Source organism: Shewanella sp. BJSY2023SW007 (genome assembly GCF_047314525.1).
Lineage (GTDB): Bacteria > Pseudomonadota > Gammaproteobacteria > Enterobacterales > Shewanellaceae > Shewanella > Shewanella chilikensis.
In genome coordinates, this window is sequence record NZ_JBKORL010000033.1 from 15,278 (window position 1) to 28,497 (window position 13,220).

The 13,220-nt window shown below is 50.3% G+C and carries 7 protein-coding genes and 1 riboswitch; of the genes, 1 reads left to right on the forward strand and 6 read right to left on the reverse strand.

Annotated features, from left to right (window positions below; all coding sequences use genetic code 11):
• Positions 1–122: 122 nt before the first annotated feature.
• The 4 genes from ACMHXE_RS06770 to ACMHXE_RS06785 all read right to left on the reverse strand — a co-directional run bounded on the left by ACMHXE_RS06770 (position 123) and on the right by ACMHXE_RS06785 (position 7,474).
• On the reverse strand, positions 123–3,992 hold the full coding sequence (locus ACMHXE_RS06770; protein ID WP_413731768.1) for a S8 family serine peptidase: 3,870 nt from the start codon (positions 3,990–3,992) through the stop codon (positions 123–125).
• A 188-nt stretch (positions 3,993–4,180) separates the two neighbouring features.
• On the reverse strand, positions 4,181–5,287 hold the full coding sequence (locus ACMHXE_RS06775; RefSeq protein WP_101052797.1) for a succinylglutamate desuccinylase/aspartoacylase family protein: 1,107 nt from the start codon (positions 5,285–5,287) through the stop codon (positions 4,181–4,183).
• A complete protein-coding gene (lysC, locus tag ACMHXE_RS06780) occupies positions 5,277–6,644 on the reverse strand; it encodes a lysine-sensitive aspartokinase 3 (RefSeq protein WP_101052795.1) in 1,368 nt (455 codons plus the stop codon). Before lysC ends, ACMHXE_RS06775 begins: the two co-directional genes overlap by 11 nt.
• A 136-nt stretch (positions 6,645–6,780) precedes the next feature.
• Positions 6,781–6,957: riboswitch (Lysine riboswitch) on the reverse strand.
• An 82-nt stretch (positions 6,958–7,039) separates the two neighbouring features.
• Positions 7,040–7,474, reverse strand: a complete 435-nt coding sequence (locus ACMHXE_RS06785; RefSeq protein ID WP_413731771.1) for a DUF3293 domain-containing protein — start codon at positions 7,472–7,474, stop codon at positions 7,040–7,042.
• 560 nt (positions 7,475–8,034) lie between these two features.
• Here ACMHXE_RS06785 and arcA point away from each other — a divergent pair.
• Positions 8,035–8,751 carry a two-component system response regulator ArcA gene (gene arcA / locus ACMHXE_RS06790; protein ID WP_039035539.1) on the forward strand — a complete coding sequence of 239 codons (717 nt, stop codon included), beginning with the start codon at positions 8,035–8,037 and terminating at the stop codon, positions 8,749–8,751.
• A 337-nt stretch (positions 8,752–9,088) separates the two neighbouring features.
• On the opposite strand, the gene fusA is transcribed toward arcA, so the two are convergent.
• Both fusA and ACMHXE_RS06800 read right to left on the reverse strand, forming a co-directional pair.
• On the reverse strand, positions 9,089–11,179 hold the full coding sequence (gene fusA / locus ACMHXE_RS06795; RefSeq protein ID WP_234555542.1) for an elongation factor G: 2,091 nt from the start codon (positions 11,177–11,179) through the stop codon (positions 9,089–9,091).
• Positions 11,180–11,440: 261 nt separating this feature from the next.
• The gene (locus ACMHXE_RS06800) at positions 11,441–12,874 is read right to left on the reverse strand and encodes a diguanylate cyclase (protein ID WP_146225972.1); all 1,434 of its coding nucleotides are present in this window, start codon (positions 12,872–12,874) and stop codon (positions 11,441–11,443) included.
• Positions 12,875–13,220 lie beyond the last annotated feature (346 nt).

Sequence of the window (13,220 nt, forward strand, 5' to 3'; positions counted from 1 at the left end):
CCTTTTTCAGTTTAAGACTTAGGAAAGGAGTAAAGGACTATGGCCATTTGCTGCGAACCACGCCTTGCGTCCAGGCCTGTAAGCCAACGCAGAGCACACATAAGACTTGTTTCGCACCTTCCTTAGCTCGATTTTCTGCGCAGCCACCCCAAAGGCAGCAACAACAGTGACAACCACCCCAGCGAACCACCACTGTCATGCTCCCAGTCAAACACCACTATGCTGACCGTTTCCGTAGTGCTGTTACCCTTGGAGTCACTCACCTTCAGATTGAAAGTCAGCAAATCGCCAGAACCACCCACTTCAGGCGCTGTCAGATCCAGCTTGGCCGCCGAGCTGTCAAACTTCAGCGGCGCACCGGCGATCTGAGTCCAATGATAGCTGACCGAATCACCATTGGGATCGGCCGAGGCAGATGCATCGATAACAAAGCTATTACGCTCTGCCACTCGGTCGGGTGCATTAACTTTAATAACTGGAGCACCTTCTTTGACATCAAACAGATACTCCTGAGTCAATACCTCGGCGGTATCATTGACAACGGTATTGCTCAGTATCAGCTTATTACCCAGCCCCTGTTTACGCGGGATAAACTTGAAACTCAGTGTCTTGGCCGGTTCACCAGTTTGCATCACATGAGTCCAACTCAATACTCCTTGAGCCAGTTCCCCTTTGTCGCTGATAGCTGTGACTTCATGTCCTTCCGGCACCATGGCCTTGATTTGATACTCCCGAGCCTCTGGGGAAGTATTGGCAGCGATAGTTACAGTCATGGTTACTGGCAGCCCAGGGGTCATCTCACCACTGAGTATACTGGCCTCAGGCATCTGCACATCATCAACGACCCGGTTGAAAGCAACCGGCAGGTTCTTGGCAGCGACATTGGTATCACTGGACGTCAGAGTTACTACGGCATAACCCAGGTCGCTAGCGTCAAAATTATCCTTCCAGGCAAATTTCAGTGAGAAGTCCTCATTGTCACCCGTCTTGGTCAGAGTAAAGTTGTCCTGAGCCGGACCGGCCTCTACCACAGAGGTTTTCAAGGTGAAGGGATCTTCGGCATTGGCGGCCGAGGCCTCATAGTTTTGCACAAAAATATAATAGTCACCGACTTCTGGATTACTGATACTGACAGATTCATCAGAACCGGCTCTGGCCGATTGGCCGACAAGGGCATCCAACGACCCGTCACTATCTCTGTCTATCGCCACATAGAGATCCAAATCCGGGGAATTGGTGGCAGTAATAGTGGTATTGAATAGCTTTGCCCCCTCTTCAACCCTGTAGGCGACGAAGGCGACACCATCGGTAATGTCGTCCAGGAAGCTACCAACATTCGAATCTTGCTTCAGCACGCCTTCAAAACTGTCGGCCAGAGCCAAGACAGATACTTCTGCATCCAGTCCAGTCATATCCAGCGATTTCAGCTCGCTGAAAGTCAGCTCGTCGGCATCTCGTCCCGCTCTGATGGTTAAACTGTCCGGCAAATTGTCACGGGCAGCTTTAACCGCCACAGGCATGGCCGCATCAGGGTGGTTACTCGAGGTCAACAGCAGGTTACCAAACGCCCAATCACTTGAGTTCACTCCTGTGATATCGGCAGTGACAGTCACCACCTGCGACTGCCCCTTGGTCAGAGTAAAGTTTTCAGGCGAAACAGTTATTTTCAGCCCTTCAGTCGTCGCCACCCCGGCAGCGCTCCATACGCCGTCTTTGGTAGCCGTGACTTTTCGAGTCCAACTGCAACTGTTAACACATCGGCTAGTAGACATGCTGGGAAGATTCAAACGTCTGGGATCACCACCGAGTTCTGGATTGGCAAACTCATAATTGTCCGCCAACTCATCCATGATAAGCCCTGTCTTGGCGGCCAAATCAACCCGGATCCGGCCGGCACCCACATCAAACGGATCCGCGGTAGTCTTGCCATCGGCTTTGGTCATAGCACTGGCTGTTGTTGCCGTCAGCATCAAGGCTGAACGGATATTATCCGGCGTCCACTCAGGATGAGCCGACTTCAGCAGCGCCCCGGCGCCCGCCACATGAGGACTGGACATAGAAGTACCGGACATCAGAGTATAATCGGCAGGATCTGTCCCTGTTACTTCATGGCCATACTGCTCATCAGCATAAGCGGCATAGATATCCACACCCGGTGCTGAAATCGAAGGCGCAATCACATCTAAGTAACGGTTTGGTCCAAGTAGAGAGAAACTTCCCAACACATCGGTCTGACGCTCAACGGCAGATGGAGTGGCATTGATTTTGGCTACCAAGCCTGGCGTAGCCGCCAGCGCATCCACGACAGCCAAACCATCAATATTGCCGATGAAAACAGAGGGGATACTGGTGTTGCCAAGTCCGGACATCTTGCTTCTAACGTTGCCTTCACCGTCTTTGTTAAAGACGATAACCCCTACTGCTCCCGCATCTTTGGCATTATTGACTTTGTCGGCGAAATTACAGCCGCCGCGCTTAATCAACGCCAACTGCTCCTTGAACGCATCGGCGGCAAAGGCGTTGCAACCTTCGAAATTATCAGCTGCCAAGTCACCGGCGTACACCAAAGATGCGCTGATGTCTGCAGTCATTACCGGCCCGGTTCCCTGAGTGTAATCCAGCAGGTCACCGTTGAACTCCAGAGTGGAGCGCACTTCCCGGTTGTGGGTTGATGCCGCAACTGAGGTATACCAAGGCGCATTCTTGGGTGAAGAAAAGGGAACTTGGCCAACCGATGCAGAAGTATTCCCGGCCGATACGGCAGAGAAGATGCCGGCATTACGGGCTGCCAGGAAGCTCATTTCAGTAGAACTTGCCCAAGGGAAACCACCGCCGCTGATGGAATAGTTGATCACATCCACTCCGTCGGCAATAGCATCATCCAAAGCCTTGAGAATCGCCGATGTGGGGCAACCTGAGTATCTATCGCCATTATTGCCCGGACGGCAGATCTGATAGGCGACAATATTGGCATGGGGAGCTACCCCGGATATTTGTGTAAACTCGAGACCGGTCTCTATGCCATCCCCCCGAGCTTCACCGACTTCACCGGCAACATAGGGGACATTCTTAAGGATATTGCCCGCTGCAGTACCGGCAGTGTGAGAACCATGACCACCATAATCCTCACCATTCTTGGCAGGAGGCGTTGGACCAAAGACCTCCTCATCATCATAACTATCGGTAATCTCTGGATAACTTCTGACTCCGATTAGCTTATCGTTACACATGTCAGAGAACTCTACCGCACAGTCACCAACGTAAACACCTTGTCCCCAGGGATTGGTATGGTCATAACCATCTCCCCCAATGTCGGCAAAGGATGGATGATCACTGTTGATCCCCGAATCGATCACCCCGACTATAACCCCTTCTCCCATAGCCCGAGTCCCTGTAGCACTGCCGTCCCACACTTTGGGAGAACCTATCATGCTCTGGCTGCTGTCGGTATCCATTGAATAGAGGCTTTCCCGCTCAATGAAAGCCACTTCGGGTAGCTTGGACAGGGCTTCTGCCTGCTGCTGATCCATGGTGACCGCCAGACCATTAAAGGCATAGTGATACCTGGCCTTAGCCTGTAACTGAACCCCTTGTGCCGCGGCACTCATTAAAAAATTCTGTTGCTTGGCATTCAAATACTTCACGTAGGACTTCACCGCCACACTGGCGGTATTCAGCTTGGGAGACTTTTGAGACGCCAGCCCTTGGCTTCTCTGTGGACTGGTGGCTTCAAGCCCGGCAATACCACCGGCATAATTCGCCACAGAGGGATCTTTCAGGCGCACTATATAAGTATATTTCCCCTCAGCAAGTCCAGGCTCTTTGACAAATTTATGTTGCCCCACCCCTTGCTGTTGCCCTTTGCGGCCGCTGGACGCACTAAGCAGATCCGAAGAAATAAATGGATCTGATACGCTCAACGGCGCGGCTTGGGTATGGCATGACATGGATAACAGTGCTGCTGAAACAGCTATTGCAACTTGACTCTTCAATTGTCTACTCCCATTAAGACTGTTTATTGTTGTTTTATGCTTCCGTTTTAAAACACCCTAAAAACAAGGGCGCCCAACACTTGTAACATTGACAGATACAAATTAAAAACAAATACACAAAAAATTACAATTTATCAGCCATTTACAGAATAGTAGACGTTAAAATCAAGTTCACACCGGGATTTAACTTAATCAAAAAGAGTAAAGTAGTTGGTCATCACCTTGTAGAGCTCAGTTCCCTGGTGCACAGACGCCGAGGCAAAATGTAGCACGGGGATCACATCCTCATTAAGCGAGAGCCTGGTGACTTCAGTACCGGCATCGACTCGGTCGAGCCTGAGCATATTGACCAGAGGCGCGCCGGCGGACAAAGGCACCCCCGGCTTGGCCAGATATTCCACCATACCGGCCATAGGTGCATGAAACTTTCGATAGTCTTTCAGCAAACAAGCAAAACGCGGCATCACCTCGGGTTGTACGCTCTGGGCTATCACCTCTCTATAGCTCAGATAACTTAATATCCCTTCGGCATCGCGACTGGCATCGGCAAGATCGATACGCTCCTGACTGCCAAGCTCCAAGGTAAAGGCCGATACTGCGACTTTCAGCTCTCGCCCGCGACTCTTGGCATAGTCGCTAAGTTGCCACCAGGGATTGAAGGCCGCTTCATCCATGGCGCCGCCAAAGCCTTTGGGCATCACCAAGGTGTAGGGAATATGAAAGTAACCTGCAGCGGACAGCTCATACTCGGGGCAATAGAGGTGTTTACAGGACTTGGGGCCAGTGTGCAGATCCAGCACTATGTCAGCACTGTGCGCCAGTTTCTGCAGATTGAGTGCCAATCTCTGGCCGGTCGTCACTCCCCAAGGATTGGCCAATGCCTGTTCACAGTTGGCAATGAGAAGCTGACGAAAAGCGTCAAACAGTGCTTGCTCCGGCAACTCACTGTGCTGTAGATACCAATCATCCAGCTGGACGGCCTGATCCAGATAAGCTCGGTTCCAGTTAATACCTGTGATGGGATCGAAACGGCCCAAGGTAAACTCACCGCTTTTCTGGTTAATCCCCAAGGGGTTGGCCAGAGGCACCAGGGTGATATCTCCCAGAGGCGGATAATCCCTGAAGTACTGCAGCAGCTGCAAAATCACCGCATTGCCCTGCACCTCGGCGCCATGCACATTAGCCTGAATATAGACGCTGGGTGCCTTATGACTGGTGCCTTTGAAGCGATAAACGGGTATGGTCAGAGGCTGACCTGCGGCCAGCTCCCCAACCGGCAGGTGTTCAAGCTGCATCCTGAGCACCTTCAAACAGGTTGCGATGCAAAGCGGCTACCACATCACCGGCTTCGGCTTCCGACACCAAGACACAAAGATTGTGCGGACTGGCACCCTGACAGATCATTCGGACATTATGGGGTTCAAGCACTTCAAATACCCGGCGACAGATCCCGGCGGTAGTGGCTATCTTGTTGCCTATGATGGCCACCAGAGCCAGCTTGTCTTCCACCCGCACACGGCAGTTCTGCGATAACTCTTGCAGCAGTGCTTCGGTCAGAAGCCCCTTGCCGGCCGAATCTGAGCCCGTTTTATCCAGGGTCAGCGACACATTCACCTCTGAGGTGGTAATGAGGTCAACACTGATCTTGTGCCGCGCCAACACAGCAAAGGTCTCTGCCAAAAAGCCTTGGGCATGCAACATCTGCAAACTGTGCAAGTTAAGCAGAGTCTGATCTCGTCTCACCGCAACAGCCCTGAATACCGGCTCATCTTCCACTTGGTGACGGATCCAGGTACCGCCTTTTTCCGGTGCCCGACTGGAGCCGACAAACACCTGGATCTGTTGACGCACCGCCGGCAAGATGGTGGCAGGGTGCAGCACCTTGGCACCAAAGGTGGCCATCTCTGCCGCCTCGTTAAAACTGATTTCTGCGATAGGCCTGGCGTTGGGAGCCAGTCTGGGATCTGTGGTGTAAATTCCTTCTACATCGGTCCAGATCTCGACCGCATCGGCTTCCAAAGCTTCTGCCAACAGAGCCGCGGAATAATCACTGCCGCCACGTCCAAGTGTAGTGGTTCGGCCATCGGCATCGGCGCCGATAAAGCCCTGGGTCACCAGCAGTTGCTGCTCAAGCAAGGGTTTTAATTTCTCTGTCGCCAGTCGCTTTAGCTCGGCGATTTGTGGTTCGGCCTTACCGAAATGGCTATCAGTACGCATCACCTGACGCACATCAAAGGCGCTGGCCTTGGCACCGCGTTCTCTCAAAACCGCGGCAAACAGCGCTGAAGAGCATTGCTCACCAAGGGACAGGATCTCATCCACCATAGCATGACTCGGCGCCTGCAACAGCTTGGCACTGAGCGTTGCCATGCGGCTGAGCAAAGCATCCAGCGCTGCGGCAACATCGGCAGGTCTGCCAAGTTTGTCCAGAATCGCATATTGAATGGTGGCAATATCTTTCAGTAGTTTGAGACGACGCTCATCTCCCATGTCTGCCTGAGATAGCTCCACCAACAGATTGGTTACACCACTGGATGCACTCACCACAACCAAACGGGTGGCTGAATTTGCAAGCACTATGTCGGCACAGCGATTCATCGCCTGATAATCGGCAACTGAGGTACCGCCAAACTTGGCAACAACAAGAGACATCAGCGCATTCCCCCACAGGCAGGTGACAGGGAAAGGTCGATAACGAGAATAAACTTCATGAGTTAAGCTCCGAACAGATAACGTTCGAAGAGCCTGGTGCTGAGATAACGCACCCCAAAGTAGGGAAAAAGCGATCGTCACCAGAAGCTCTCCACCAAAACCAGGTGACAGCCGCCAGGATTCAGCCTGACCAACCGACCGGAGAGCGTTACCAATGCGCATCCCGACCTCGGCGTTAATCTCCCTCATGAGCCGTCATTGGAAATTGGCTTCCTCTGACTCACTACCTAGTTAACGCACCTCTTCTGTTCCTTTCTTGCGAAAGGGATGAAAAAATTAGCAATAAAGCCCTTATGAAGTCAATGCTAATTTGCATCTGATGAAATATCCTCAACTCATTTATCACTAAGTTCAGGTAATTCATTGACCAAACGAGCTCGGTTTGCAAATAATCCAAGCTCTATTTCATGCTCACCTTTATGGCAGGGCACTAAGGTCAGCAAGCCTTTATCCACATAATAAAGTGCATTCTGACGGTACTTGAATGCTAGCTCGATTGCCGCAGCCTTATCCAAAAAAAGGGCCCAACTTTTTTCCATATGACTGAGATCATCGGCCGCACCTATAATAGCCCGATAGGGTATGCCCAGCTTATCAATATCACCTTGTAATTGCCGATCGAGAAGACGGTTTTGGCAGGAAGTCAGTTTTTGCCCTAGGGGATTATGGGCGGTGACAATGGCAAAAGGAACAGCGGAAGAAAACGACTGAGTCAAAAAAAAGCATGCGCTCTGGTAGTACTGCCAGAGACTTTCAAATGTAGCATCCATTGTAGTATCTGTCTCTAATGAACCGGAGTTATTCTAGCAAAGGCTTACGAAATCCCCTAGCCCCGTGAGCAAGCTCACAGTAAGGCAAAACACAAAATGCTTAAGTTTCAATATCTAACATAAAAACCTGTGACATAGATCATAGTTAAACATTAATTTGTTAACATTTCATTTGTTAACAAATGCCTAATCCTAGTACAATGGATTGTATCGACTGAGGCCTAGAGTTAAGCGTGTGACCAGGCTAGCGCCATTACGCGACAGCATAAGTCTCTATCGATAACGACTCTGTACCAAATGTAATCTGGTTTTAAGATCGCATTTTCTGGATTTTCCATGTCTTTCAGGAACTAAATCCCGCCACTGGGAATCCTAGAGAGTACAGTTCGCGCCTCTCCGGGTGGAGAGCATACTTTTTGCTAATCATGAAGTGTGTTGCCGTTTCATTTCAGTTTTGAACAGCACTTACGTGAACCCTGTGAATGTTGGCGTTTTAGAGAGTATAGCGGAGCGTCACCCGCGCTCATGGTTAGATAAACTGATTTAATTAGGTAAATAACATGCAAAACCCGCACATTCTGATCGTTGAAGATGAAGCCGTTACCCGTAACACGCTGAGAAGTATTTTCGAGGCAGAAGGTTATGTGGTAACCGAAGCCAATGATGGCGCAGAGATGCACAAAGCCTTGCAGGAAAACAAGGTGAACCTGGTAGTTATGGATATCAACCTGCCGGGTAAGAATGGTTTGCTGTTGGCGCGGGAGTTGCGCGAAATCAACAATATCGGTCTCATCTTCCTTACCGGTCGTGACAACGAAGTAGACAAGATCTTGGGCTTGGAAATCGGTGCTGATGATTACATCACCAAACCGTTCAACCCTCGTGAGTTGACTATTCGTGCCCGCAACCTGCTGACTCGCGTCAACAGCTCAGGTGCTGAAATTGAAGAAAAGGCCGCCGTGGAACATTATCGTTTCAATGGCTGGAGCCTGGAAATCAACAGCCGTTCACTGGTCAGCCCACAGGGTGAATCTTACAAGCTGCCGCGTAGCGAATTCCGCGCCATGCTGCACTTCGTGGAAAACCCAGGCAAGATCCTCAGCCGCGCCGAGCTGCTGATGAAGATGACCGGCCGTGAACTCAAGCCACATGACCGTACTGTTGACGTGACTATCCGCCGTATCCGTAAGCATTTCGAAAGTGTGCCTGATACACCGGAAATCATCGCCACCATCCACGGCGAAGGCTACCGTTTCTGTGGTAACCTGGAAGACTGATAAAACTTATCAGTCAATACAAAGCCAGCTTATCAAGCTGGCTTTTGTTTATCTGCCCTTATCACCTGTTCCTGCCCCCTATCTCTCTGGCTTCCTCAAGGTCAATCTCAGCTTCTTCACCGTAGGTCCTATGCCATATGCCACTTTCGGAAACAGTTGCCATACGGTAATTATCCCCTTTTTAACTGTAGTTAAAAGTCGAGGTTAAGCGACCACTGATATTTATCGGCATCCGCCGAGCTGAGTGCAAATTTGATTCTGCCGACTTCGCGGCACAAGATATTCGCCTATAAAAAAACCCGCCATCAAGGCGGGTTTTTATCAGGATAATTAATCCTTATTTCTTGGCTGCGTTACGAGCCTTGGTTTCTGCGATAACAGTCTCAGCCACGTTGGCAGGACATGGAGCATAGTGAGAGAACTCCATGGAGAACTGACCACGACCAGAAGTCATGGTACGCAGGTGACCGATGTAACCGAACATTTCTGCCAGTGGCACGTCAGCCTTAACGCGTACGCCAGTCAGACCAGCTTCCTGATCCTTGATCATGCCGCGACGACGGTTCAGGTCACCGATAACGTCACCAACGTGATCGTCTGGAGTGAACACGTCAACCTTCATCACAGGCTCAAGCAACTGAGGCTTGGCTTTAGGCATAGATTGACGGAATGCGCCCTTGGCAGCGATTTCAAACGCGATCGCAGAGGAGTCAACTGCGTGGTAACCACCGTCGAACAGTTCAACTTCAACGTCCAGTACAGGGAAGCCAGCCAGAGGACCTTCGTTCATCATGTCTTCGAAGCCGCTTTCAACTGCTGGCCAGAATTCACGAGGTACGTTACCACCAACAACGCTGGAGGTGAACTTGAAGCCGCTACCAGCTTCGCCTGGACGGATGCGGTAGTCAATCTTACCGAACTGACCAGAACCACCAGACTGCTTCTTGTGAGTGTAGCTGTCTTCAACGGCTTGAGTGATGGTTTCACGGTAAGCTACCTGTGGAGCACCAACAGTCAGTTCAACACCGTGAGTACGCTTCAGGATGTCTACTTTGATGTCCAGGTGCAATTCACCCATACCCTTAAGAATGGTTTCACCGGTTTCCTGGTCAGTTTCAACCTGGAATGATGGATCTTCTGCAACCATCTTACCCAGAGCAACACCCAGCTTCTCAGAAGCGCCTTTGTCCTTAGGAGTTACAGCGATAGAGATTACTGGATCAGGGAAGATCATAGGTTCAAGAGTACATTCGTGCTTAGGATCACACAGAGTGTGACCAGTCTGAACGTTCTTCATGCCCACAACGGCGATGATGTCACCGGCTTGAGCAGAGTCGATCTCTTTACGATCGTTTGCATGCATCTCAACCATGCGGCCGATACGCTCAGTTTTACCTGTAGCACTATTCAGTACAGTGTCACCTTTCTTCAGCTTACCTGAGTAAACACGGATAAAGGTCAGGGCACCGAAACGGTCATCCATGATCTTAAACGCCAGCGCGCGCAGTGGCTCGTCAGCAGATACTGTAGCTACTTCACCGGTTTCTTCACCAGTTTCTGGGTCAGTCAGAGGCTGAGGCTCAACTTCTGTTGGAGATGGCAGGTAATCAACAACCGCATCCAGAACCATCTGCATACCCTTGTTACGGTAAGCAGAACCACAGTAAGTGGGGAAGAAGGACAGGTTGATGGTACCCTTACGAATACAACGCTTCAGGTCTTCGATAGAAGGTTCTTCACCTTCCATGTAAGCTTCCATCAGGTCGTCGTCCTGCTCAACAGCAGTCTCAACCAGGTGCTCACGGTACTCTTCAACCAGGTCAACCATGTCTTCTGGGATTGCTTCTTCAGAATAGTTTTCTGGCAGACCAGAATCATCCCATACGTAAGCTTTACGGTTCAGAACGTCAACAACGCCCTTGAACTCGTCTTCAACGCCGATAGGCAGAGTCATAACTAGTGGAGTCGCAGCCAAAACGCGCTTGATCTGACCTACAACACGCAGGAAGTCGGCACCCATACGGTCCAACTTGTTTACGAAGATGATACGAGCAACTTCGGATTCGTTAGCATAACGCCAGTTGGTTTCGGACTGAGGCTCAACACCACCTGAACCACAGAATACGCCGATACCGCCGTCCAGAACTTTCAGAGAACGATATACTTCAACTGTGAAGTCAACGTGTCCGGGTGTGTCGATGACGTTGAAACGGTGATCTTTCCAGAAGCAACTTACCGCAGCAGACTGAATGGTAATACCGCGCTCGGCTTCCTGCTCCATGAAGTCAGTAGTAGTGGTACCGTCGTGGCTGTCACCCATCTTGTGGATTTTGCCGGTCAGTTTCAGGATACGTTCTGTGGTAGTGGTTTTACCCGCGTCAACGTGAGCAAAAATACCAATGTTTCTGTATTTTGATAAGTCAGTCATGATTCAACTTCAAATGATTAGTTAATAGGAGACGGAGTATGCCACTTCAAAGCTGCGACAGACGGAACCCCATAAATAAGGCGCGTATTATAACACCGAAACCCCCATAGGCTGCAATCAGCAGTTTCAATTTTCACCAGTTTGTCACCGCTAACGAATTAAAAAAATAAAGCCCTATAAATTCAACACCTTGAGTGCACATACTTTCACTATTCGGGTCATAAACACAGAAATTGACTTCATAAAAGTGCCGCTCTAACCTCAAACCGATGAATTTGGCCCGATTTTATTGGCTCGCTCGTATTCAGGATCGCAGCAAATTCTGTTACGGCCTTCCGACTTGGCCCGATACAAAGCCTGGTCAGCCCGATCAAATGCGCTCCATATAGACTCTCCGGGTTTCAGCTCTGTCAGCCCAAAACTACAGCTAAGGCGAACACCGGCAGAAAAAGGATAGACAGTCATCGCCGATGCCAAGCGCTCGCACAGATGCCTTGCCTGAACACAATCAGTATCCGGGCAAACAATCATAAACTCTTCACCGCCCCAACGGGCCACTAGGTCGATTTCGCGGGCTCCCTCCATGAGCAGAGAAGCCAGATCACTGAGTATAGAGTCACCCACGCTGTGGCCATGGCGATCATTGATATCTTTGAAGAAATCTATATCTATCACTATCAGTGATGTATGCCCTTGCATAGCGTCACTTCGATGTTCAGGCGCAAAGTGTCGATGAAAGTAGTGGCGGTTATACAACTTGGTTAAAGGGTCATGGGTCGAAATAAACTCAAGTTCCCTATTGGTTTCCAATAGCTGATTACGCAGTTTCTCCAACTGTTGATTCTTGGCTGTCAGCTCCCGGTTATATTTACTAATCCAGCGGTAGCGCGCCAGTAAAGCGCCGAAGACCAGTGTTACCACAACCAAAAGCTGCCAAGTCAGCCCTCTATCCGTTTGCTTCAATACCGCTATATTACTCCACTGGCGATACAGCCTGGCCCTGTAGTCGTCAGAAATCTGCGCCAACAAACGATTTAACTCGGGCAGCATCCACTTGCTATTCTCAGTCACCGCCATCCGGAACTGCTCCTCTGGCCCGGCCCAAGCGGCGATTTTGAGATTGAACAACCCACTCTGCTGAATACGGGCATTGATGGAATACATAGAACCGATAAACAGATCCGCCTCACCGCTGGAGACCATCTCCAATCCCTGCTGCTCTGTCTCGGCCAGAATAATGCGGATCTTGGGATAGTTCTGGCGCACATAATCCAGCAAGCGGTAGCCTCTGGGGATCGCCAGGCTTCTATCACCGACCTGCTCCATATTCTGCAAAAAAGGTTGCTCGCGGCGTGAAACCAACACATTGGGAGAACGGCTATAGATATCGCTGAAATATAAGAACTCAGCGCGCCTGGGAGTGTAGTTAAGCATGGTGGTGAATACACAGCGTTGCTGCTTCAAGTAGGCTAATGTCTGTTGCCAGCTGTCTGTGGGCACCAGCTGAAACTGCCAATCAGTCTGCTCTTCAATAAGTTCAAGAAAGCCGGATGAGATCCCTACGTGCTTGCCTTGGTCTATGCCTTCATAAGGCATCCAGTCGGGGTCGACACAATAGGGAATCGTGACTGCATTAACTGCGGCCGTTGCCAGTAAAAGGCTGCCAAACAATATGGGCCGCAAAAACCTCAGCAAAGTATTTACTCTCCGGCGAGTCAGAATACATAGAATTTTAGTCCATAAACTATGCTCTCTCACTGGGGATCACTCTGCTGCCATCGGGCGGTTCCCGCTTGAGTTGCTCAAGCGGCCTAATATATAGGGCTAATAGAATATATAGGACACCCTAAACACTCTCCGAAGGAATATACAGGACATCCAAAACACTTTCCCTATCTTCGGCCAACGGCGGCTGTGGCTAAGCCGTCAAGGAAGCTCAGCCCAGAAGCATACAATGAGTATGTGATTGGGGGAGCCGACGCAGACAATAACGCCACGGTCGCAAACAAAAAATAAAGCACTGACAAAGCCGCCGAGTAGC